This window comes from Lactonifactor longoviformis (genome assembly GCF_042848515.1).
GTDB lineage: Bacteria > Bacillota > Clostridia > Lachnospirales > Lachnospiraceae > Lactonifactor > Lactonifactor longoviformis.
The window spans coordinates 4,492,283-4,516,556 of sequence record NZ_AP031453.1 but is presented as its reverse complement, the minus strand read 5'-3'; the positions used below and the strand labels follow the sequence as shown (position 1 = coordinate 4,516,556).

Genomic DNA, 24,274 nt, shown 5'->3' with positions numbered 1-24,274 from the left:
TAGTTCCAAATAAGAGCTCAAAAAGAGCGCTGCTGTATAGGCAAAGGCCTGTACGGCAGCGCTTTTTCAAGCATTAATCCTCCTCAATCACCCGTATCTCCAAATAATCAAAGTCGATATCCTCAATAAAATTATCCTGATAAAACCGGGTCTTGCTGTGCCTCTTAAAGTCCGAAAGATTCGATTCCAGCCAGATGGGCTTTTCCAGGTCAAAGGAGTAGCAGATCGCTTCCAGGCTGTTAAAAACCTTCTGCGTGCGCCGGTTCCCTGTCTCGTCGCAGATGACCGTATCTTTTAGTATTTTAGAATTTTTGTAAAGTGTACCCATTAATCGAAACATGTAAATTCTCCTTTATCTGCCGCTGTCATGCCGCTGTTCTCTGAATGAGTGGGAATCCCGGATGGCAGCCAGTGTCTCTAAAGCTTCCGGAAGAGGGGAACCTGGGACCATCTGCGGTTTTCCGAAGAAAAATCCCTGTATATAATCTACCCCGCAGAGAGCCAGGACCTCAAGTTCCTCTTTTGTCTCCACACCTTCTGCAATAATTTTAATATTTTTAGACTTAAAGTATATAATCAGATTTTCCAGGAAGTCCAGCCTGTTTTTATCCGTGTCAATGTTGTGTATAAGTTCAATGTCCAGTTTTACATATTCAGGCATCAGGGAGAGAAGAACACCCTCACTGTTGTGCCCTGCACCGAAGTCGTCCAGTGCAATTCTCATATGATACTGATGGCAGAGCTGCTTTTTGTGAGCAAGACAGAGGGGACTCAGCTGGGCAATCTCCGTAAGCTCCAGGATTATGTGATCCATATAACTGCCGAACCTCTTGACCAGATCGCTGGCCTCGGAATCGGACAGCCGCTGGTTGGGGATGGAGTTAATGAAAAGCAGGGGACAATCCGCACGGCCCTTCATGTGCCTGTTAAAGTAAATATCCGGCGCTGTCATCCAGGTTAAAGCTTCTATAGGCTGAAGCATGGACTGAGACTGGGCGATGGTTAATACATCCACAGGGCTCTTGAGGGAAGGCACCTGGGGACGCATCAGCGCTTCATAGCCCAAAACCGTTCCGCTTGCAACCTCCACAATAGGCTGGAAGGCATAGTCGATCAGCTTCTGTTCAATCAGCTGGTGGAGATCCTCCTTGCCGCTGAGAAGGTAGGACTCTTTTTTATAGCTGGACATGTCAAATGCCTGGATGCTTCCCTTGTCTGAGTGCTTTACCTGATACATGGCAAAATCAGCGAATTTGATGAGTTCGTCCAGAACGGTGCTGTTTTCCGGATACCAGGCAATTCCGGCGGACGCCCTCAGCTTGAACTGGGTGCCGTCCGGGACAGTCAGATGGGCGTCTAAGAGCAGACACCTCATGTCAGTGATTGCATCCTCCAGGTGTTCTTTTGTGTCATATCCATAAAAGAACACATTAAACTCATCCCCGGAAATGCGGGCGGTAACCGCCGATTTATCTGCAAGATTCTTGAAGACTCCGGCGGCGCACTTCAGGTATTCGTCGCCCCAGTCGTGACCGTAGGTGTCGTTGATATACTTTAGGTTATCCAGATCAATCATAATCAATGCAGCGTATTTTAACTCTTCCGGCCGGGAGAAGAGATCCGTCATGGCGGAGAGGAAGGCTCTCCGATTGGGAAGACCGGTAAGGATATCATAATCCCTTTCATATTCCAGTCGGTGTTTTTCAGCCATTTCAAGGGTAATATCCGTAATTACTCCTGTAATAGCTTCTTTGGTCTCCAGAATGCGCATACGGAACCAGTGGAGGTGTCCCTGCTCATCCCTGAGCCTGTAGATACCGAATCCCTCTGTAGTGGAGTATGACTGCATATACTCCCTGAGATCTTCCATAAAGACTTTAAAATTTTTTGCGGAGATGGTAAAGTTATCCGGCTGGGCCTCTCCCTGTCCGATCATCTGAAAAAAGTTCTTAGAGCAGAAAGCGGTGGGTTCCCCCCATTTATATTCAAAGGCAGCGATAGGCACAGAGGCCATATCCAGTATCTTTGATACCCTGGAAGCCTGTTCGGCCACAGAGGCGCTTAAATCTTCAATGGAAGATACCAGCTGGTCAATCTCCTTGATCTGTATTTTATCCAGCTGCACCGGCGTATAGGGGCTGCTGGCCTTTACTTTTCGGTACAGACGGATAATCGGGGTGGAGATCCGATAGCTGATAAGAAAGGCAGAAGAAATCCCTACGGCCAGGGATACCAGTATCAGAAGAAAGCAGTTGTGCTTCAGCCATGCGGCAAAGCTGAGAATATGATCCTTCTCGGAGATACCTATCAGGTACAAAGACTGATTCACAAAGGGTGTATTCGTATTGTACAGCTTCAGAGGCGTTATGTTGCCGAAAATAGTCTCGTCTTTAGGAAATTCCTTGCTGTTTTTCAGGGGATAGATATTGCTGTACACTGCTTTGGAGGAAAAGGTAATTTCCTCTGCATCTCCCAGGTAATACTTTGAGGAGGAGCCGCTGGACAGTATGATCTTATACCTTGGATCGGCCGACTCTGCGTGGATCCGCTGAACCAGAAGGTAGCTGGCGGAATTGCCGGAGCTTAATTCAGCAGAGGGGAGCATTTCCCGGAGGTAATCCAGAGAAATGCTGACTCCAAGCACACCGTAGCAGGTGTTGTCGGAGGCAAGAAGCGGCTGGGAGTATGTAAGTATACTGATGTCATTCTCCGTGACCTGTACGGGGCCATCCCAGTACCCTGCGTTGGTGGTACCCAGGGCTGGATTGCTTGTATAGGCATTCAGAGGATTATAGTAGTAGGAAGAAGTCTCTGTCAGGGAAAAATGAGATCCCCAGTTGATATCCAGGGGAATCCCCAGGTATTTGCACACAGAAACAGGAGCTTTTTCAATAAAGAGATCTGTATTATCCAGAGATCCCGCGTTGGGATTATAGTCCCTGAGATATAACCCGGCTTTTTCTGCCGTTTCCGACTCACTGCCGGAACCATTTAAGATCACAAAGATTCCGGTAACACCGTTCTGCCGGAGGGTGTCGATCATAGGCTGAGACGCACTGCACAAAAAATCAGAGATGGCTTCCGTATCTGACCCCAGATCCGTATAGCTGATATTCCTGGAGTTGGCCACATCTTCGGCACAGCCGGCAAGAGCCTGCTGGCATTTGGCCAGATTGGACCAATTCTGCACCATATTGTTCTCCAGAATATTGGCCCTTCCGGTGGTACGGCTTTCCATCACGTTAAAAGCGTTTTTATTGGACTCCTCCAGGGGACCGCCCCAGTATAAGATACCGCACAGCAAACAAGCCTGGAGCATTAGAACCAGAGCAACGGGAATTATAATCTTATGCAGTATAGTTCCGGGATGGTTTTCTTTTTTCATGAGTTATTCCTGCCTATGATTTTTTACTTTGTAAGCTGGTTCAGACTGTCTGACAATCCCTTCAGCCACGTATTAAAATTATCGTCCGTAGTAAACTGGCTGACTGCTTCCTCCCTGGATGTACCGGAGGCAATCAGATCCTGAATGGCGGTATAGTCAGCCGCAGCTTTTTCCTTGATGGAATCTTCTAAGGCATACCTTGCTTTTGTGCCATTTGCAAAGGGCCTGTTTGTGTAGGAGGTCATATGGGAGAGCTGCTGGAAGGATACATCAATGGACTGCTCAATTTTAGGGTTCATGTCCTCCCCCTTGCTGAGGGCGGCAGTTTCTGAGCTGTAAGCCTCTGCTTTAACCGGCAGATAACCGCTGGTGGCGGAAAATTCCATGTTACGTTCGGTATCTGTAAACCATTTTAAAAATTCAGTGGCGGCTTTTTCCTGCTTCTCATCGGATTTGGCAACTACCATTCCGGCGCCCTGCTGCACGCATACGGCGTCATCTGCTGAAAACTGCGGGACTTCCAGGATTTTGCATTCAATGGGATAAGACTCGGTATCGCTTACTGTAATCTCGTCCGGAAAGTAAGAAGCGCTGGAGGTAGAACCCACATAGGCGATCAGATCCCCTGTCTTCATATCGTCGGAGCGAAACCGGCCGTTGGCAGTAAAGTAACCTTTCATATAAGGTACATAATAAGAGTCCCAAAGTGTGCGCATAATAGTCTCATCCAGGTGAATGGAAACCTCCCCATCCTGCACATCAAAAATAGTACTGCCCATCTGGCGGGCTCCTATGAGCATATAATTGGCCAGAGAATCCCAGCCAAAAAAGGCTTTTCCGTCATCCGGCTCTTCTGTGAGACTGTCTGTCCAGTTATAGTACTCCTCAGCCGTAGAGAGTAAACCGTCCATAGTGGAGAGAGAAGACAGCTGAGCGCCGGTGGCATCGGCAAATTTATCCCAGTCTGTTTTGTCCAGAAACAATAGCTCCGTAGACTTGGCAACAGGGAAGATCTTTAAAGTATCTGCGGTAAACCGTCCCTCATCAATATATTCTTCCCGGTACTGGGACAGCTCCTCCTCAGTAAAATACGGAGAAAGATCCGCAACAAGGTCCATCTGATCCAGGGTGTAGGCATTGTCCGCATAGGACGCGAAGATATCCGGCAGTTCTTCCGCCCCTACTTCCTTGTTGGCGGAAGCCAAAAGCTTTTCTTCCAGTTCATTGATGGACCCCTGGCTGAAGGCCTCCACAACAATCCCTTTTTCTGCCCCCACAGTACTGTTAAAGTCACTTACCATAGTCTCAAACTGGGACTGCTGAAGTCCGTTGTAATAATGCCAGATGGTGAGAGACACCGGGGAACCCGAATCCTTCTCTGCAGTTGTGTTACCCTGACTGCAGGCGGTGAGGCCAATAGTTACGCTGAGAACAGCCGCAAGGGCTGCCGATAATTTCTTCTTCATACTTTTTCTCCCATACAATTAAATTGTGATCGTGTAAGTTCATATAGAAATTATTATAGGTTCCATTTCACAGAAAGTAAAGCATTCTTGCAAATTATCCAGTGGAAAATTATCAACATTTATGGTAGGCTAACAGTGTATGCATCATATGCTCTGGGGCATCTGTTGCTGTATGCTTCAGTGCGGCGTACGGTCTGAGCCGTACCCCAAAGACAGAATTACTGGAAATAAGGGGTTATACGAAAGAAAAAAGGAGGGTGAAAAACAATGTTTCAGGTTTTAGTTTGTGACGATGATAAGGAAATAGTAGAGGCAATAGAGATTTATCTTACCCAGGAAGGGTACAAAGTTTTAAAGGCCTATGACGGGGAGCAGGCACTGGAGGTCCTGGGGAGGGAAGAAGTGCACCTTCTCATTATGGATGTTATGATGCCGAGGCTGGACGGTATCCGTGCCACGCTTAAAATCAGGGAGACCAGCGGAATCCCCATTATTATACTCTCAGCCAAGACGGAGGATTCCGATAAGATACTGGGGCTTAATATAGGGGCGGATGATTATGTGAGCAAGCCCTTTAATCCCCTGGAACTGGTGGCCAGAGTCAAATCCCAGCTGCGCAGGTACACAAAGCTGGGCACACTCCACGGGGAAAGCACCAATGTATACCAGTCAGGGGGGCTTTCCGTGAATGACGATTTGAAAGAAGTGACCGTGGATGACGAAGTGGTAAAGCTGACGCCCATAGAGTATAATATTCTGTTGTTTCTTTTGAAAAACTGCGGAAAAGTATTCTCCATTGAGCAGATTTATGAAAATATATGGAATGAGGAAGCAATCGGTGCGGATAATACAGTGGCGGTACACATCCGGCATATTCGTGAGAAGATAGAGATTAACCCCAAAGAACCCCGCTACCTTAAAGTGGTCTGGGGAATTGGGTATAAGGTTGAAAAGCTGTAGCAGGAAGGAAAGGATATGGAGAGTTTAAAGCGTATTCCCAGATTAAATGTGTTTTTCAGCCTTTTGGTATGCGTGGAGGTTGTAGTTTTAAGCATTGCCATATCCATCAGCGTGGTCGGGCAGGCATGGAAGGAGGACGGCTGGGATAATTATAAGGCGAAGGATTACACGCAGACCTCACAGTTTATCACTGATGTGAGCAGGATGACGGGATCCCTGGCAGAATTTATCAAACTGAAGGAAAATTTTGAGACAGACGGTGTCTATGATGCAGAGAAAATCATTGACATCTATGATTATGCCAATAACGGGCTGGTTTCCGGGGAGGTGGTTAACGGGCTGGCATACCGTCTGGGAGATCTCCATACCTGGGTAGAGATTGACGCATCCTATGTAAAGTGGCTCAATGACGTCCAGCAGGAAGACGGCACCCTGAATACTGAGGGAGCAGGAGAATTTATCGAGCGGGTTGCCCCTATTGGGTTTGACGGGATCGATGAGATGGCGGAGTCGGATAAAAACATCCGGCATATGGACGGGGATCAGTGGAGGGTCTATCTGGCCGGCGTGCTAAAGAGGATCGACAGAGATATTACCAGATATGCCACGCTTAAGAATACCTTTGAGTCCGGGGAATGCAATCTGAAGTATCAGGTGACAAACTTAAATACAGGCAGCGTATATAAAAATACAGAGAATATAGAAGAAGATCTGGAACACGGCAAATACTATATTTATTTTAAGACAGGCAGCTACGAGCTTGACACGAATTTTAAGTTTTCAGATAAACAGAGGAATGTTCTTATCCGGGAGATGGGACACGATCTGATGGGGAACTGTGTCTATACAGTCAGGATTAGCGTGGATACCTCTTTCTCTGCCAATGACAGACTCAGAGAGGGGAAGGAAATCTTTGACAAATGGGGTCCGTGGGTGCGTGCCTCCTTCTGGAACATGCTGGTATCCGGCCTGATTATACTCCTGAGCTTCTGTATCCTCTGTGCCCTTACCGGGCGGATTCCCGAGGAAGACCGGGTAGTTTTCTATCCCATTGACAGCATGAAGACCGAGGTGCTCCTTCTGCTCTTTCTCATAACCGGAGGAGCCGGCGCAGCGGGGCTTGGGATGGTTTGGATTGCAGATTTGAGTCCGGAGATTACCATAGGGATCACGGCGGCAGCAGCATTCTTTGTATCTGCGCTGCTGATCACTGAGCTGTTAAGCTTTGTGAGAAGGGGGAAGGGAAGAATTCTCTGGGAGAACAGTGCCTGCAAATACCTGATAGGAACCCTGGGCAGGCTCCAGAAAAAAAGAAAGATACGAAACCGTGTGCTTCTGACCTTTCTCATCTATCTTTTGGTAAATATTGTTCTGCTGCTGTTTGGCACTCCGGGAATCATTTTATGCGTTCCCTGGAATCTCTATGCCTGCTATCATATGCTCAGAGAGGCTGCGGAACAGCAGAAGGTTCTGGCGGGAGTGCAGAAGATTGCAGAGGGTGAGTCAGACTATCAGCTTCCCGTGAAAGAAATCCGCGGAGTGAACAGGGAGATCGCCGAAGCAGTTAATGATATAGGAAGCGGACTGCAGGAAGCTGTCAGCCAGAGTATAAAAAACGAACGTCTTAAGACGGAGCTTATCACGAATGTGTCCCATGACATTAAGACACCTCTCACCTCCATCGTAAACTATGTGGGGCTGTTGAAACGGGAAAAAATAGAGGATCCCAAAGTAAAGAATTATATAGATATTCTGGACACCAAATCCCAGAGACTAAAACAGCTGACGGAAGACCTGGTGGAAGCATCCAGAATCAGTTCGGGCAATGTGGAACTGGAGTGCACAAGGCTGGACTTTAAAGAACTGCTGAATCAGATCAGCGGGGAATTTATAGAGAAGTTCCAGGAGCGGGGGCTGGAGCTGGTTATGAATGTCACCAAGGAATCCACAATTATTATGGCGGACGGACGGAGACTCTTCCGGGTGATCGAGAATCTGTTTGGCAATGTGGGCAAATACGCCCTGGAGGATACCCGGGTGTATGTGGACGTAGGCATTAAAATGGGATGGGTATACTGCAGTGTAAAGAATATCTCTCAGCAGTCCCTGAATATACAGGCCAGTGAACTGACCGAGCGGTTTATACGGGGAGATATCTCCAGGAGCACTGAGGGCAGCGGTCTGGGCCTGTCCATTGCCAGAAGCCTGACAGAGCTTCAGGGAGGTACCTTTGACATATACCTGGACGGAGATCTTTTTAAAGTTACCGTAGGCTTCCAGGTTCTAAGGGAGAACCTGGAGGGCACAGTTATCGGCAGTGACAGCGGTATTGTGTAAATTGTACAGTATTTTATATGGAATTCGTTAAAGTGACAATCCAACCGTAATCTTGACAAGGACAAGCGGCAATCTTTGTGTATTTGAACCATGGTATGAATTCGGAACATAGTGTTATACTAGGTACAGTTAATGAATACAACGAACCGAAAGCTAGGAGGAGTTTAAAATGGCAAGTTTATCCTTACAACATATCAACAAGACGTATCCCAACGGATTCGAGGCGGTAAAAGACTTTAATCTGGAGATTGAAGATAAAGAATTTATCATCTTTGTAGGACCTTCAGGATGCGGTAAGTCCACTACCCTTCGTATGATCGCCGGTCTGGAAGAGATCTCAGGCGGTACGCTGAAGATAGGGGATAAGGTAGTGAATGATGTAGAGCCCAAAGACAGGGATATTGCAATGGTATTCCAGAACTATGCTCTGTATCCTCATATGACAGTTTATGATAACATGGCATTTGGACTGAAGCTCAGAAAAGTGCCCAAGGATCAGATCGACAAGATGGTGAAAGAAGCCGCAAGAATTTTGGATCTGGAGAAACTGTTAGACCGTAAGCCCAAAGCTCTTTCCGGAGGCCAGAGACAGCGTGTTGCTATGGGACGTGCCATTGTGCGTGAGCCTAAAGTATTCCTTATGGATGAGCCTTTATCAAACCTGGACGCTAAGCTGAGAGTGCAGATGCGTATTGAGATTTCCAAGCTTCACGAGAGATTAGGCGCGACCATTATCTATGTAACCCATGACCAGACAGAGGCTATGACCCTGGGTACCAGAATCGTAGTAATGAAAGACGGTGTGGTACAGCAGGTGGATACCCCTCAGAATTTATATAATGCTCCATGCAACTTATTCGTTGCCGGTTTCATCGGATCTCCGCAGATGAACTTCATGGATGGAGTGGTTTCTGTAAATGGAAATGAAGTTTCCATCAAGGTTGGAAGCACAACCGTGAAACTGCCTGCTTCTAAGGCAAAAGCACTCATTGACGGAGGATATGACGGAAAGACCGTTGTTATGGGTATCCGTCCTGAGAATGTACATGATTCCGAAAGCTTTATTGAAATGTCACCTAACAGTGTGGTTGAGTCTACCATTAAAGTGTATGAGCTTCTGGGTGCAGAAGTATACTTATACTTTGATGTGGAGGGCTTCCCTATGACAGCCAGAGTGGATCCCCGTACCACAGCGAGAACGGGCGATACCGTTAAATTTGCACTGGATATGGAAAAAGTTCATATTTTTGATAAAGAAACAGAGCTGGTTATTACCAATTAATAACAGAAGCCGTGTAGGCCGCCGCACTTGCGTTACGCAGTGCGGCGGTTTATTCTTGCGCAATTGAGAAAAATGATATATATTATTAGCATAAAAGTCTAATTACCGAAAGGATGGGATTCCATGATATCAAGTCAAGTAATTCAAAAGACTCTGGAGGAATTGAGAGCAATCACAAGAATTGATCTGTGTGTAATGGATGTGGATGGTAAGACTGTGGCCGCTACGTTTCCGGACGATGATATGGCAGCAGTAGATGTCCGCGAATTTGTGGAATCAATGGCTGACAGCCAGGTCATACAGGGATATCATTTTTTTAAGATATACGATAACCAAATGGTCGAATATGTATTAGTTGCCAGAGGCAGCAGCGACGATGCCTATATGATAGGCAGGGTAGCCGTAAGCAGTATCCAGAATCTGATTATTGCTTATAAAGAAAGATTTGATAAGTCTAATTTCATCCAGAACCTGATTCTGGATAATTTATTGTTAGTGGATGTATATAACAGAGCCAAAAAGCTGCACATTGCAGTGGAGGCTAAGCGAGTCGTGCTCATCATAGAGACAAAGTACGAAAAAGATCAGAGCGCGATGGAAACGCTGAAGAATCTTTTCCTGGGCAGAGTGAATGACTTTATAACTGCCATTGACGAGAAGAACATAATTCTTGTCCGGGAGCTGGAGGAAAGCGATTCCTATGAAAGCGTGGAAAAGGTCTCTCATATGATCGTAGACATGCTCAATGCAGAGGCTATGTCTCAGGTACGGGTAGCCTACGGCAATATTGTGCATGAGATCAGAGATGTCTCCCGCTCTTACAAAGAGGCCAAGATGGCTCTGGATGTAGGAAAGATATTTTATGCGGAGAAAACAATTATTGGGTATAACAATCTTGGGATCGGACGGCTGATATACCAGCTGCCCCTGCCTCTGTGCGAGATGTTTATCAAAGAGGTGTTTGGGGGTAAACTGCCGGAATGCCTGGACGATGAGACACTGATTACCATTAACAAGTTTTTTGACAACAGTCTGAACATCTCCGAGACATCCCGCCAGCTGTTCCTGCACAGGAATACACTGGTGTACCGCCTGGAAAAGATTCAGAAGAGCACCGGGCTGGATGTGAGGGTATTTGAGGATGCTCTGACCTTTAAGATCGCCCTCATGGTAACCAGCTATATGGAGTTCTTAAAGAACCAGGGGTAATCACTTGAAAATTGTTTTTCACAGCATACCTTGCTGCAGGCCCAGGCCGTATATACGGTACTTCCGGGTGCAAAGGGGATACCCAGGACGCACACTGCCTAGTGAGGTATAAAATGCTTAGAAAATAAAGAAAAATCAGGAGGACAAGCAGTATGATACAATTATACGACACTGGTGCTTATCTGGTAAACGGAACGGAGATTATTCCGGATACCGGCGATGCGCAGGCAGCCTTAAAAAGCAAGCTGGGCGGACAGGCGCCGACAAAAGAGGAAGCAGCCAGGAATACCATTGCCTACGGGATTCTGAAGGAACATAATACCTCCGGCAATATGGAGAAGCTTACCGTCAAATTTGATAAGCTGACCTCCCACGATATTACCTTTGTGGGGATTATCCAGACCGCCAGGGCTTCAGGGCTGGAAAAGTTTCCTGTACCTTATGTGCTGACAAACTGTCACAATTCTCTGTGCGCAGTGGGAGGAACAATCAACGAGGACGATCACATGTTTGGTCTGACCTGTGCAAAGAAATACGGAGGTGTTTACGTGCCTCCCCACCAGGCGGTGATTCACCAGTTTGCCCGTGAGATGCTGGCCGGAGGGGGAAAGATGATCCTGGGATCTGACAGCCATACCCGCTACGGCGCTCTTGGAACCATGGCTATGGGTGAAGGCGGCCCGGAATTGGTTAAGCAGCTTTTGGGACAGACCTATGACATTACTATGCCTGGGGTTGTGGGCGTTTATCTTACAGGGGAACCCATCCCGGGCGTAGGTCCTCAGGATGTGGCTCTGGCGATTATCGGCGCAGTATTTGCCAACGGGTACGTAAAGAATAAAGTTATGGAGTTTGTAGGCCCCGGGGTTGAGAAACTCAGTGCAGATTTCAGAATCGGTGTTGATGTTATGACAACAGAGACTACATGTCTCTCTTCTATCTGGAAGACAGATGATGCAATAAGGGAATTCTATGAGATCCACAAGAGGCCGGAGGATTACAAGGAGCTGGCACCGGGTGCGGTGGCGTATTATGATGGTATGGTTTACGTGGATCTGGGCAAGATCCGTCCTATGATTGCTATGCCCTTCCACCCGAGCAACACCTATACCATTGATGAACTGAATGCCAATCTGATGGATATCCTGGATGATGTGGAGAAAAAAGCGCAGGTAAGCCTGGACGGAAAGGTGCCGTTTACCTTAAAAGATAAGGTCAGAGACGGCAGACTGTATGTAGAACAGGGAATTATCGCAGGCTGTGCAGGCGGAGGCTTCGAGAACATCTGTGATGCCGCGGATATTCTCAAAGGCGCCAGCATTGGGGCAGATGCCTTTACCTTAAGCGTATATCCTGCCAGCACGCCAATCTATATGGAGCTTGCGAAAAACGGCACTCTGGCGACCTTGATTGAGACGGGGGCCATTGTGAAAACGGCATTCTGCGGGCCTTGTTTCGGAGCCGGCGATACGCCTGCCAACAACGCCTTCAGTATCCGTCATTCCACCAGAAACTTCCCCAACAGAGAGGGCTCTAAGATCCAGAATGGACAGATTTCTTCCGTTGCACTTATGGATGCCCGCTCCATTGCCGCCACCGCAGCCAATAAGGGATATCTCACAGCAGCTACCGAATACGCAGGCAGCTACCGAAAACCACAGTATCATTTTGATAAAACAATATATGACAACCGGGTATTTGACAGCAAAGGGGCGGCTGATCCCAATGTGGAGATTCAGTTTGGTCCTAACATCAAAGACTGGCCCCAAATGTCCCCTCTGGCAGAGAATCTGATTTTAAAGGTAGTATCGGAGATCCACGATCCTGTCACAACAACAGATGAACTCATTCCCTCAGGTGAGACTTCATCCTACCGTTCCAATCCTCTGGGACTGGCTGAGTTCACCCTTTCCAGAAAGGATCCTGCTTACGTGGGAAAAGCCAAAGAAGTACAAAAAGCACAGAAGGCGATTGAGGCCGGTACATGTCCGCTGGAAGCTCTGCCGGAGCTGAAGCCAGTTATGGAGACTATCCAGGCCCAGTATCCTGAGATAGGAAAGGGAAATATCGGTGTGGGAAGTACCATTTTTGCCGTAAAGCCTGGTGACGGATCGGCCAGAGAACAAGCTGCTTCCTGCCAGAAGGTGTTGGGCGGATGGGCCAACATTGCCAATGAATATGCCACAAAGAGATATCGCTCTAACCTGATTAACTGGGGAATGCTTCCTTTCCTGATTCAGGAAGGGGAACTGCCCTTTGTCAACGGCAGCTATATTCTGGTGCCGGGCATCAAATCAGCAGTAGAGAATAAGGTGTCTGAGATTACCGCATATGCGGTAGGAGAAGGATTAACTCCTTTTACCCTTACATTAGGTGAGCTTACCGATGATGAGAGAGAGATTATCCTGAAGGGATGTCTGATTAACTATAACCGCAGAGGATAACCGCGGAACTTACTGAGAGAAAATGGCCGGGAGAGCGAAAGTGATATGCCCCCGGCCTTTCTTTGTCTGAATATATTTAACTTGTCAAAATTGCAAACGCAATTCTTGAAAATTTAGAAAATTAACTGTGTAAAAATTAGTTAAAATATCATTATAAAAAAACGTAAACTTTTTTAAAAAGTATATTGACAAATACAGACCTCTCTGCTATTATAAATACATAAACAAGAGAGATACAAAACAACTAAAGAGAAAATATTACTTCATATTCATTTTCTGACAAGAGAAGATAAATCTTATTAGAAAGATGAAACAAAGCATCTAAAAGATTTCAAAGTACTTTGAACTTTATGTGTATTGAGAGTACAAGATAAGAACAAAAGAAAAAGAAATCAGGAAAGGATGTGGAGGAAAAAAAGTAATATTTGAATAGAAATAGTAAAGGAGGATTAGTCCATTGGGAACGAATGAATCTTATAATCAATATGAGAGTGGTAAGGCTTAATTCCCTGTAGAAAGACCTGGTATATAGAAAGAAAAAAGAGAAATCCTCATAAAAGATAATGAAGTAGGAAAAGCGTATCAGGTAATGTATCAAAAAGTCCTCATATTGAATAATTACCACAAAAATAGTATAAAGGTTTTAAAATATATGTGAAGAAATATATTTTAAAAAAATGTGATGTTTATATAATAAATGAAGGTATAATAGAAAAAGAGGTTGATATCCATTTGGTAACAAGTTCCTATATCGAATGAAATTATATAAATAAGCATTTGGAAGATTTATAATGCGTGATTTATAAATTGGAAACTTTATATTATCCTATTTATATCGAATTAGCTCGTATAGATAATTGATACAAAACTTTCAATAAATCTCAGTGATTTATAGCAGGGGAACACGAAATGTGAATTGATATAGATAATTAGTAACTATAGTGTAACTGTTGATAGTAACTAATTAATATCAAAGAAACTTATTCATAGACTAAAAAGAAAAGGAAAGTAGAAAATTGAATAAAGAAGAACATTAGAACAACCGTTGTATCTGAAAATAAGAGGATATGGCGGTTGTTCGAATTTGTTCAACTTTTGCATCTACCGAAAGGAAATAAAACAGAAAAAGGCCAGGTACATAGGGAGCATAAGTGCTCCTTCTTTTTTGCTCAAAGTTTTCTTATGGAGGGCAAAAATATATGTGAAAATACTTACGGCTATCAGAACAATAATGTCATACACGGAAAACAGGTTGACAGCCACTGGGTGCAGAGTGCAGGACGCGCCAAGCACTAAAAGCAGATTAAAAATATTAGACCCAATGACATTGCCCATAGCAATATCACTTTCTCCTTTGCGGGCAGCAACAATAGAGGTAACCAGCTCCGGAAGAGATGTACCCAGGGCTACAATAGTCAGGCCGATAAAGGTCTCGCTGAGTCCAAAGGCCTGGGCAATGTCGGTAGCACTGTCTACCACAAGATTGCCTCCCCAGATAATGCCGGCCAGTCCCAGGATAATATACAGTATTGTCCAGAGCGGGGACAGGATCCTGGGTTCAGAATCCTCAGCCATCCACTGCCGTGCCCTTAGGGCATGGCGTACGGTCCAGTAGAGATAAAATGCAAAAAGCAGAAGCAGGATTACCCCTTCTGTCTGAGTCAAAACGGAAAGTTTACTGCCGTGAAACTTGCCGGGAATACACATGATAAGAACAACAAGGGTTATAAAGATTGAAAAAGGGAAGTCCTTTTTCAATACGGAATTCTCCACATGAATGGGCCGCAGTACGGCACTGGCTCCTGCTACCACAAGAAGATTAAAGATGTTAGAGCCGATAACATTGCTGAGCGAAAGCTCATTCTTTCCGGCCATGGCAGCAGTAATACTCACAGAAGCCTCCGGCATACTAGTCCCGAAAGCAACGATAGTAAGCCCAATTATTATAGTAGGTATTTTTAAAAGCTTAGCAACGCTGGAGGAGCCTTCTACGAAAAAGTCAGCGCCTTTAATTAAGAATACAAAACCAACGATAAGCCATAGGTACATTAGCATATTGAGATCTCCTTTGGTGAATTATGGTGCAAATTCAAGTATGCAATATTTGGGAAAAGTTGTCAAGGTGGTTGCGGCAACTTGGGATTTAGCAGTGTAACTTGAACATCGGCTCAGGAGTATTCAAGACGGCAGGTGTGGGTGGCAGGGGGACGGTGAGAGGAATCCCGCGGCGGCGGGCTGGCTGGTTCGGGCGGGAGGGAGGCTTAAGTTCCGGGGACACCTCCGTCGCGAAGAGAGTCTAAGACTAAACCGGAATCCCCGCCGGAGCACCGTTCGTATGAGCAAAGAATGCTTGATGTGCATTCTCTGCTCATTCTCACTTTTTTTCGGCCCGGACTGCCGAAAAAATCTCCAGGGTGAATCCCGGTTTTGCCTAAGACTCTCTAATCACTCCTGCGGAATCGTCCGCGGACCTTAAGCCTCCCTCCCGCCCAAACCAGCCAGCCCGCCACCGCAGGATTCCTCTCACCTGGGTATGGGGAAGTTCCAGGGGGAGATTTTTCTGAGTTTATCCCAAACATCAAGTCGCCAATAGTGAGAAACAAGTAGAGGAAAAGTGTACAACTCCCGACCTTCCCCACCCGTTTTCCGTGAATGTGAAGTGAGCCTCTGCCAGGATATAGGAGGGAGCACCGGGGAGACAGGGCCAGGGGCCGGGGGATAGGGACAAGTCAGGGAGGTTAAGCGGAGTGAGCCGAAGATCCAGTCCACCAGCTGATTAACGAGGAAGGCTTTCCTGACGAGTTTAGCAGCTGGTAGGACTTAGCTGAGGGGAACGGAGCCTCGAGCTGACTTGTCCCTATCCCCCGGCCCCTGGCCCTGTCTCCCCGGTGCTCCCTCCTATATCCGTCCGTCTGCGATGCGCTCGCCGACTACATAACCTCGAACTTCACATACACAAAACTATAATTTACTTTACATCTCCCCCTCAACAAGCTATGATAAAAATCAGCTGATATTTTACATATCTGCAAAAAGGAAAGGATAAAATAATAAAAAAATATGAGTCTATATAATATAGAAGAAAGTATTTTATTTGAAGATGACTGTCTCCTGGTATGCTACAAATGTCCGGGTGTGGCGGTACAGACGGCTAAGGTTGGTGTTATGGATATGGAGAGTATGATCAAAAATTATCTGTCGAAAAAGTCCGGTTTGGGGAAGCCTCCGTATCTTGCGGTGGTTCATCGGCTGGACCAGCCGGTGGAAGGTGTGATGGTGTTTGCCAAGACTCCCCATGCTGCCAGAGAATTGAACAGGCAGTTGACCCAGGGAAAGATGGGGAAGGAATATTTGGCTGTAACTATGGGGATTCCTCCGGAAAAAGCGGGAATTTTGGAAAATGAGCTGGTGAAGGATGGGAGGAATAATGTATCCCGCGTTGTGTCTGAAAAAACATCTGACAGTAAGCACGCGGTGCTGGAATATGAGGTTATGGAAACGAAGGAGGGAAAAGCGCTGGTCAGGATTATGCTGAAGACAGGAAGGCATCACCAGATTAGAGTTCAGATGGCGAACATAGGATGTCCGCTGCTGGGAGACAAAAAGTACAATGCCAGCCTTATAGAGGGCAAGGGAACAACTTTCCCTGCACTCTGCGCCAGCAGGCTTTGCTTTTTTCACCCAAAAACAGGAAAGCCAATGGAGTTTACCATGATCCCAAAGGGTGAGGGTTTTATTCTTTAAAATAGCTGGAAGCTCTGGCAAAGTTTCTACAGTATAGCTGGAGTGGGGCCGCACATACTAAAATCAGCAGAAAAAAAATACACTGCTGACAAAGGTGTGTGGTGCTTATGAAATGGAAGAATACAAGTATTATCATTGGAGTCGCAACAGGAGTTTATCTCTTCATGAAATACCTTTTTCCTGTTTTGAGTCCTTTTTTCATTGGCTGGATTCTGGCCCTTATAGTTTACCCAATTGGAGAAAAATTAAGCAGACTGTCCGTAAGTAAAAAAGTACATCTCACAAGGGAGAGAGCCGGCGGAGTGGTGATCCTGCTTTTTGCCGGTCTGGCAATTTTTTTGCTGTGGGAAGCCATGGAAACGTGTGCCAACCAGGTTCCCGGCTGGCTGTCCTGTCTTCCCGGATTAAAAGACGAGATGAATCATTTTCTCGCAGACTGCTGCGATCACCTGGAAAAAATAACAGGAATTTTATCTGAGGATAGCCAAGGCTTTGTGGTGAAGCAGATGACTGCGGTGGAGAAGGCTTTTGTGCAGGGCGGAGGACTCGAATTCTGGGGACAGGCCGTGGATTCGGTAAAAAAGTGTGTTGTGTTTTTCGGGGGTGCATTTCTCAGCGTACTGTCGTCCATATTATTTTTAAGAGATCTGGATGAGTTCAGGGAGAAGCTGCAGGGATATTCACTCTATGTCAGAATACACAATGTATGTATAGAGCTGTGGTCAAAAGCGAAAAAGTATATTCTTGCCCAGCTGAGAATCATGGGAATAATCGGTCTGCTATGTCTGGGAGGGTTTTATCTGCTTCATGTAAAACACTTTATTCTCTGGGGAATCGGGCTGGGTTTGCTGGATGCTCTGCCGCTCATAGGCACAGGGACAGTTTTACTTCCATGGTCTGTTCTTGCATTTTTTCAGGGGAACACGGCAATGGGAGCAGGTTTATTGGTGCTGTACCTTGTGACCAGTCTGGCAAGACAGTTTCTTGAGCCTAAGCTGGTGGGAGAAAGCCTTGGCATTTATCCGATTTTCGTTTTACTCACCATCTATCTGGGGGTATATCTCTATGGCGGGCTTGGGTTTCTCCTTGGGCCGGTGTCAGCACTGCTCATATGGGGAATCATAAAAGAGTGGGATTTGTTAAGCTTAAGAAAAATTTAATAAAAATTTCCTAAATTCTTTTACAAAAATGTTACAAATGCATATGGACTTCGGAAAAGTATCGTGTATAATGAGACTGTAACGAATTTTTCAGGATTATATTAAGGGGAGAATAAGAATGAAAAGAATCGCAGTAGCATTATTATGTATGATACTGTCGGTGAACCTGCTATCTGGCTGCGGTCAGAGTAAGAACGTAGAGGCCGGAGAACTGCCGAAGGATCAGGTAGTTACCAACCAGCCGCAGGACGCCGGCGAGGAAAGCACTGAACCTATAGAACAAGAAAAGAGCCAGGAGGAGACAGAGGAAGATGATTACACGAAGGATCTGACAATGACGTCAGTCAAAGGCAGCAGCGGTGAAATCAGCTATACCTCTGTAGAGAATATTCCTCTGGAAAAAGGCGGACATATTGCTGTTGTAGTAAAGCAGCCCAAAAGCGAATACTGGTCTAAAGTACGTAAGGGCATGGAGGCTGCTGTGAAGGCATTGAATAAGGAGCTCGGTTACAAAGGGGAGGATAAAATCCGCCTGACCTTTGAGGGCCCTTCCGATGAATCCGATGTGGAATCACAGATTAATATCATTGACGCGGTTCTGTCAGAGAACCCAAGTGTTCTCTGCATTGCAGCAGTGGATATGAATTCTTGTCAGGCCCAGCTTGAGACCGCGGCTGAGAATGGAATTCCGGTTGTTGTACTGGACTCCGGGGTTAACAGTGATTTAGTACAGACTGTTTGTTCCACGGACAATTACCAGGCAGGGGCTGAGGCAGCTAGAAGACTGGCTGAGGCAGTAGGAGAGTCTGGAAAGGTTGCAGTTATGGCGCACAACAGCAGCTCAGAAAGCAGTATGGATCGGGAGAGAGGCTTCCGTGAGGAGATGGCGAATCACCAGGGGATTACTGTCGTAAGCACTTCCTACGAGAGTGAAGAGGAATCTGTGGCAGAGATGGTGAGCGCAGTACTGGAAGCACACCCGGATTTGACAGGTTATTTCTGCACTAACGGCACGATGACGGAAGAAGTGCTGACCGCGCTGAAGGATCCGGAGGAAGCTCAGGTTAAGGTAGTGGGATTTGACTCAGGGAAAGCGCAGATAGAGGCGATTAAAGACGGAAGAGAAACCGGAATGATTGTTCAGAATCCCTATGGTATGGGCTATGCTACGATTGTGGCGGCGGCAAGAGCTGAGGCTGGTATGACAAATGATACTTATATTAGCTCAGGTTTCCAGTGGATTGATGTTAACAATCTGGAATCGGATGATTTTGCTAATTATTTGTATGAATAACTAAAATTACCAAAGGTTAAAAAAGGAAACTGTTTTTATTTGTACAGTTTCCCTTTTTTTTATAAAAAAATCAATAAGTGGGCATTCTATCTTAGAGGATCTGACGAAAAAGTATGATAATAAATTGACAATATGTCTATTTCATAGTAGTATTAAGTTATTGTAAAGGTGGTGATATGGTGGTAGAAGAAACGATTAAAGCGATTAAGGAAACGGAAGTCCAGGCAGAACAGATAGTAAAGGACGCCGAACAACAGTGCGCACAGATTCTCGAAAAGGCAGGAGAGGACGCACTAGCTTTAAAAGTGGAACGAGAGAAGGAGGCTAATAGGAAAGCGGACAAATTAAAGGAAGACGCCAAAGCAGAAGGTGATCAATTTGCCGCAGAAGCCTCCAAGAGGGTGGAACAGGATATTGAACAGTTGAAAAACCTGGCCCGGAAGAAAAAAGAAGATGTTGCGAAGATGATTGTTTCACAGCTAATCTGACGCAGGCATGTTCGAAAAGTTAAAAGTAAAGGAGGGATGCGGATATGGCAATTATGCAGATGCAAAAAGTAAGTATCTGCGCGCTGAAAAAAGACCGGAAGGCGATTCTGGAAAAGATTCAGTCCATGGGGATTATGGAGATTACCCCTGTACTGGAGGATGAAGAAGGTCTGGAAAAGCTGAATACAGCCAGCTCCAGGGCGGTTTTTGAGAAGAGAGCTCAGGTTGCGGATCAGGCTCTGGATGTGTTAGACCTTTATGTGCCGGAAAAGAAATCCATGTTATCCAGTCTTGAAGGTAAAGCTCTGATTGACAGGGAATCCTACGAGAAATTACTGGAAGACAAAGGAAAAATCCTGGAAAAAGCAGGAAAACTGGTCTCTATGAATAAAGAGATCGCGGAGAAACGTTCTACGATTTTGAAGCTGGAAAACCAGATTGAGGCAATAACGCCGTGGCTGCCTCTGGATATTCCTATGAATTTTGAAGGAACCTCCAGGACGGCTGTTTTAATAGGCACCATCTCGGGGGCCTTGACCCTGGATCAGGTCTATGCTGTTTTGGCTGAACAGGCGCCGGAAGTTGATGCCGTAGATGTTTCCGTAGTTTCCGCTGATAAGGATGTCGCCTACATTGCAGCAATCTGCCTGAAGAATGAGGCGCAGGAAGTAGAAAATGCCCTGCGGACAGGTGGATTTGCCAGATTATCCGTAAAGTCAAGAGATATACCTAGTGTATATAAGCAGAAACTGGAAGAGAAAATTGAAAAACTGAATAAAGAAATAAGCGAAACTGAGGCAAAGATTGCCGAATATGCGGCAGCGAGGAGTGAATTCCGCCAGGTATCCGACTATTTCCGGGTGAGGGCGGAAAAATATGAGGTACTGGGTACCCTGCCTCAGTCTAAAAAAACATTCCTGCTTGGAGGCTTTGTGCCGGCAAAGGTAGTTCCGGCTCTTGAGAAGGAAATTGGTGAACGATTCGACTGTACTCTTGACGTTGAGGACGTGAAGGAGGATGAGGAAGCACCTGTTCTGCTCAAGAATAATAAAGTATCACAGGCAGTTGAGGGCGTCCTGGATTCTTACGGACTGCCTGCCAAGGGTGATGTTGATCCCACGGGAATAATGTCTATATTTTATATTATCTTTTTTGGAATGATGTTATCCGATGCTGCGTACGGTTTAATTATTTCAGTGGTATGTTTTGTATTGCTGAAAAAATATCCCCGCATGTCCAGAGGTATGTATAAGAATCTGAGCCTGTTTATGTACTGCGGTATATCTACCATAGTCTGGGGTGTATTATTCGGAGGCTACTTCGGAGATGTGGTAACGGTAATCGCAAGGGTATTCTTTGAGAAGGATGTAGTGATACCTGCGCTTTGGTTCGTTCCCCTCAATGATCCGATGAAGTTATTGATTTTTGCAATGATCTTTGGTCTGATTCACTTATTTACCGGCCTGGGAATCAAAGGGTATATGCTTCTCAGAGACAAGGCATACCTGGATTTCTTCTGTGATGTGGTACTCTGGGTGTTCCTGTTGGCAGGACTTTTGATCATGCTGATCCCAAGTGCAATCTTTGCATCTATCATCGGAACACAGCTGGTATTCCCGGCTGCTGTGAACATGCTTGGCAAGGTATTGGCAATCATAGGCGCAATCGGTATTCTGTTCATGTCCGGGCGTTCTTCCAAGAACTTTGCTCTGAGACTGGGACTTGGGGCCTATGACTTATACAATATTACCGGCTGGTTAAGCGACGTATTGTCCTACTCCCGTCTGCTGGCACTTGGCCTTGCAACCGGAGTAATTGCTTCCGTAGTAAACCAGATGGGAAGCATGGGCGGAAAGAGTGTATTCGGAGCGATATTATTTATAATCGTATTTATCTTCGGACACATTTTCAGTATGGCTATTAATATGCTGGGTGCCTATGTGCACACAAACCGTCTGCAGTTTGTAGAATTCTTCGGTAAGTTCTACTCAGGCGGCGGAAAAGAATTTGAACCATTTCACTCAGATACAAAATATGTTGATATTAAGGAGGAAACTTATCTATGAGCGAGTATATAGGAATTGTTTATGCATTACTGGGTGCGGCAGCAGCAGTATTTCTTGCAGGTGCGGGATCATCCATGGGAGTTGGTATTGCAGGTCAGGCGGCAGCCGGTGTTATTTCAGAAGATCCAAGTAAATTTGCCAAGGTTCTGATTCTGCAGCTTCTGCCCGGTACACAGGGTATCTATGGTCTGCTGGTTGGTTTTATCGTATTATCTAAAATTGGTTTATTAGGCGGATCTATGGCTGAAGTATCTGTACAGACCGGACTGCTGATTCTGGCTGCCTGTCTGCCAATCGGTATCGTAGGTCTTGTTTCCGGTAAATATCAGGGAAAAGCAGCCGCCGGAGCTATCGGCGTTGTTGCTAAGAAACCTGAGCAGTTTGGTAAAGCAATGCTTTTCCCGGCCATGGTTGAGACATATGCCATCCTGGCTCTGCTGATTACGATCCTTGTAGTAAGTGCTATTCAGGTTTAATTTATTTCGTTACAAACTAAGTAAAAGGAGAGCTTGAGAATGACTGGATTAGAAAAAATGAAAAACCAGATTCTGGAAGAAGCAAAAAACTCCGCCGACGAAAAAATCAAAGATGCTAACGCGAAAGCTGAAGAGATTCTGGCTGCAGCCAGAGAGGAAGCAGAAAAAACAGCTGAGCGTATCTCCAAAAAGTCTGAAGCAGATATCGCTAACTATAAGGACAGGGTAAAATCTTCCTGTGACCTGAAAAAGAGGACAGCAGTGCTGGAAGCAAAACAGGAGATGATATCTGAAGTTCTGGATAGAGCATTCGAGATGCTTAAGTCTATGGATGAGGCAGAATATTTTGGCATGCTGAAAAAGATGCTGGAGAAATATGTCCTGCCCCAGGAAGGAGAGATTTATTTTTCATCTGCCGATCTGGAAAAAATGCCGGAAAGCTTTAAGAGAGATATAGATGCTGTCGCAGAAGCAAAAGGCGGCAAGCTGACCCTTTCTAAGGAAGGCAAGAAGATAGAAGGCGGGTTTGTACTTGCTTATGGCGGAATCGAAGAGAATTGTACTTTCAAAGCCATCTTTGATGCGGAGAGAGACAGACTTTCAGATAAAGTACATGAAGTATTATTTGTATAAGCGCAGAACCGTAAAAAGGAGGATTATACATGTCTGATATAGATTTTACCTATGCGGTTGCGCGAACACGTGCGTTGGAGGTGCATCTGTTTTCCGCATCCACCATTGAACAGCTTCTGGCCTGCACTACCTATGAGGAGTGTCTGGACTATTTGCTGGAAAAGGGATGGGGAGATGATGACACACCCAGAGACGCTGAATCGATACTGTCCAGGGAAAGGGAAAAAGCCTGGGAGACGGTCAGGGAGCTTGCTCCGGATATGTCCATGTTTGATGTGCTTTTTTATCCGAACCTCTTTCACAACCTGAAAGCGGCCATCAAAGAGGTGTGCACGTCAGAGACGAACGCACATATCTTTTATGAGGACAGCCCGATTTCCGGGGAACAGATGATGGAAATCATCCGGGAAAAAGATTTTGGGCGTTTGCCCCAGAGTATGGTAAGAGCGGCGCAGGATGCATATGACACGCTTCTCCATACCAGAGACGGACAGTTATGCGATGTAATTGTGGATAAAGCGGCATTGGATGCTATCTATGCGGCAGGGAAGGCAGCAGAGGATGATATTATCCGGGATTATGCCGAATCTGTGGTAGCGGTAGCAGACATTAAGATTGCCGTACGTGCGCAGAAAACCGCGAAAACAGCAGAATTTATGAAACGGGCGATGGCAGACTGCAGTACCATCAGTGTGAATGATCTGATCCGTGCTGCGGGCAGCAGTATGGAAGCGATCCAGGAATACCTTTCCGGCACCGTATATGCCGCAGGGGCAAAGGCCCTGGAGGAGTCAACCTCCGCCTTTGAGCGCTGGTGCGATAACCGTATCATTGAGACCATCAAGCCTCAGAAATATAACTCCGATTCCGTAGGACCTATTTTCGCCTATGCCATCGCGAGAGAGAATGAGATTAAGACGGTGCGAATCGTTCTCACAGGAAAACAAAATGATTTGCCTGTGGATTCCATCCGAGAAAGGGTAAGGGAAATGTATGTATAAGATTGCAGTAGTTGGCGACTATGACAGTATCTACGGCTTTGCAACCTTGGGACTTGATACATTTCCAGTAACAGCCCCTAAGGAAGCCGGAGAAAAATTGAACCAGTTGGCAGGCAACGGATATGGAATCATCTATATTACAGAGGTACTTGCGGCTGAGATTAGACAGGAAATAGAAAAGTATCAGGACCAGGTAATGCCGGCAATTATCCTTATTCCCGGGGTGAACGGGAACACAGGAGAAGGCATCGAGAACGTGAAGAAATCTGTAGAACAGGCCGTTGGTTCCGATATTCTGTTCAGTAATAATTAGAAAGGTGGGTGATTCG

General features: G+C 45.9%; 18 protein-coding genes. 14 read left to right on the top strand and 4 right to left on the bottom strand.

What is annotated here, in order from left to right; genetic code table 11:
* Positions 1–73 precede the first annotated feature (73 nt).
* Genes ACGHCT_RS20635 through ACGHCT_RS20625 form a run of 3 tightly spaced genes read right to left on the bottom strand, consistent with a single transcriptional unit; the run spans position 74 to position 4,851 of the window.
* Positions 74–340 carry a hypothetical protein gene (locus tag ACGHCT_RS20635; RefSeq protein ID WP_072850751.1) on the bottom strand — a complete coding sequence of 89 codons (267 nt, stop codon included), beginning with the start codon at positions 338–340 and terminating at the stop codon, positions 74–76.
* Between the two features lie 12 nt (positions 341–352).
* Complete coding sequence (locus tag ACGHCT_RS20630; protein WP_390437378.1) at positions 353–3,385, bottom strand: EAL domain-containing protein; 3,033 nt, start codon at positions 3,383–3,385, stop codon at positions 353–355.
* A 23-nt stretch (positions 3,386–3,408) separates the two neighbouring features.
* The gene (locus ACGHCT_RS20625; RefSeq protein WP_390437377.1) at positions 3,409–4,851 is read right to left on the bottom strand and encodes an extracellular solute-binding protein; all 1,443 of its coding nucleotides are present in this window, start codon (positions 4,849–4,851) and stop codon (positions 3,409–3,411) included.
* 267 nt (positions 4,852–5,118) lie between these two features.
* Between ACGHCT_RS20625 and ACGHCT_RS20620 the strand changes: the two genes are divergently transcribed.
* From ACGHCT_RS20620 to ACGHCT_RS20600, 5 genes are all read left to right on the top strand, one after another.
* Complete coding sequence (locus ACGHCT_RS20620) at positions 5,119–5,811, top strand: response regulator transcription factor (protein WP_072850756.1); 693 nt, start codon at positions 5,119–5,121, stop codon at positions 5,809–5,811.
* Positions 5,812–5,826: 15 nt separating this feature from the next.
* Positions 5,827–8,148 (top strand): sensor histidine kinase, encoded by a 2,322-nt coding sequence (locus tag ACGHCT_RS20615; protein ID WP_390437376.1) that lies wholly within the window; start codon positions 5,827–5,829, stop codon positions 8,146–8,148.
* Positions 8,149–8,317: 169 nt separating this feature from the next.
* Positions 8,318–9,430: an ABC transporter ATP-binding protein gene (locus tag ACGHCT_RS20610; RefSeq protein ID WP_072850761.1), complete on the top strand. Its 1,113-nt coding sequence runs from the start codon at positions 8,318–8,320 to the stop codon at positions 9,428–9,430.
* Positions 9,431–9,553: 123 nt separating this feature from the next.
* Positions 9,554–10,639, top strand: a complete 1,086-nt coding sequence (locus tag ACGHCT_RS20605; protein WP_072850763.1) for a CdaR family transcriptional regulator — start codon at positions 9,554–9,556, stop codon at positions 10,637–10,639.
* A gap of 152 nt (positions 10,640–10,791) precedes the next feature.
* Positions 10,792–13,083, top strand: a complete 2,292-nt coding sequence (locus tag ACGHCT_RS20600; RefSeq protein WP_390437375.1) for a hydratase — start codon at positions 10,792–10,794, stop codon at positions 13,081–13,083.
* Between the two features lie 1,101 nt (positions 13,084–14,184).
* On the opposite strand, the gene ACGHCT_RS20595 is transcribed toward ACGHCT_RS20600, so the two are convergent.
* A complete protein-coding gene (locus ACGHCT_RS20595; RefSeq protein WP_390437374.1) occupies positions 14,185–15,138 on the bottom strand; it encodes a calcium/sodium antiporter in 954 nt (317 codons plus the stop codon).
* A 1,005-nt stretch (positions 15,139–16,143) separates the two neighbouring features.
* Between ACGHCT_RS20595 and ACGHCT_RS20590 the strand changes: the two genes are divergently transcribed.
* The 9 genes from ACGHCT_RS20590 to ACGHCT_RS20550 all read left to right on the top strand — a co-directional run bounded on the left by ACGHCT_RS20590 (position 16,144) and on the right by ACGHCT_RS20550 (position 24,258).
* Positions 16,144–16,827, top strand: coding sequence for an RluA family pseudouridine synthase (locus ACGHCT_RS20590; RefSeq protein WP_390437373.1), 684 nt, complete (start codon positions 16,144–16,146; stop codon positions 16,825–16,827).
* Positions 16,828–16,934: 107 nt separating this feature from the next.
* A complete protein-coding gene (locus ACGHCT_RS20585) occupies positions 16,935–17,987 on the top strand; it encodes an AI-2E family transporter (RefSeq protein WP_072854610.1) in 1,053 nt (350 codons plus the stop codon).
* A 118-nt stretch (positions 17,988–18,105) separates the two neighbouring features.
* Positions 18,106–19,281, top strand: coding sequence for an ABC transporter substrate-binding protein (locus ACGHCT_RS20580; protein WP_390437372.1), 1,176 nt, complete (start codon positions 18,106–18,108; stop codon positions 19,279–19,281).
* Positions 19,282–19,457: 176 nt separating this feature from the next.
* On the top strand, positions 19,458–19,769 hold the full coding sequence (locus tag ACGHCT_RS20575; protein WP_390437371.1) for an ATPase: 312 nt from the start codon (positions 19,458–19,460) through the stop codon (positions 19,767–19,769).
* A 44-nt stretch (positions 19,770–19,813) separates the two neighbouring features.
* Positions 19,814–21,835, top strand: a complete 2,022-nt coding sequence (locus ACGHCT_RS20570; RefSeq protein ID WP_390437370.1) for a V-type ATP synthase subunit I — start codon at positions 19,814–19,816, stop codon at positions 21,833–21,835.
* On the top strand, positions 21,832–22,311 hold the full coding sequence (locus tag ACGHCT_RS20565; RefSeq protein ID WP_072854613.1) for a V-type ATP synthase subunit K: 480 nt from the start codon (positions 21,832–21,834) through the stop codon (positions 22,309–22,311). The genes ACGHCT_RS20570 and ACGHCT_RS20565 overlap by 4 nt, the downstream gene beginning before the upstream one ends.
* Positions 22,312–22,350: 39 nt before the next feature.
* Entirely contained in the window at positions 22,351–22,944 is a 594-nt protein-coding gene (locus ACGHCT_RS20560) for a V-type ATP synthase subunit E (protein ID WP_072854614.1), read from the top strand.
* Between the two features lie 29 nt (positions 22,945–22,973).
* On the top strand, positions 22,974–23,945 hold the full coding sequence (locus ACGHCT_RS20555; protein ID WP_072854615.1) for a V-type ATPase subunit: 972 nt from the start codon (positions 22,974–22,976) through the stop codon (positions 23,943–23,945).
* Positions 23,938–24,258, top strand: a complete 321-nt coding sequence (locus ACGHCT_RS20550; protein WP_072854616.1) for a V-type ATP synthase subunit F — start codon at positions 23,938–23,940, stop codon at positions 24,256–24,258. Before ACGHCT_RS20555 ends, ACGHCT_RS20550 begins: the two co-directional genes overlap by 8 nt.
* The last annotated feature ends 16 nt before the right edge of the window (positions 24,259–24,274 follow it).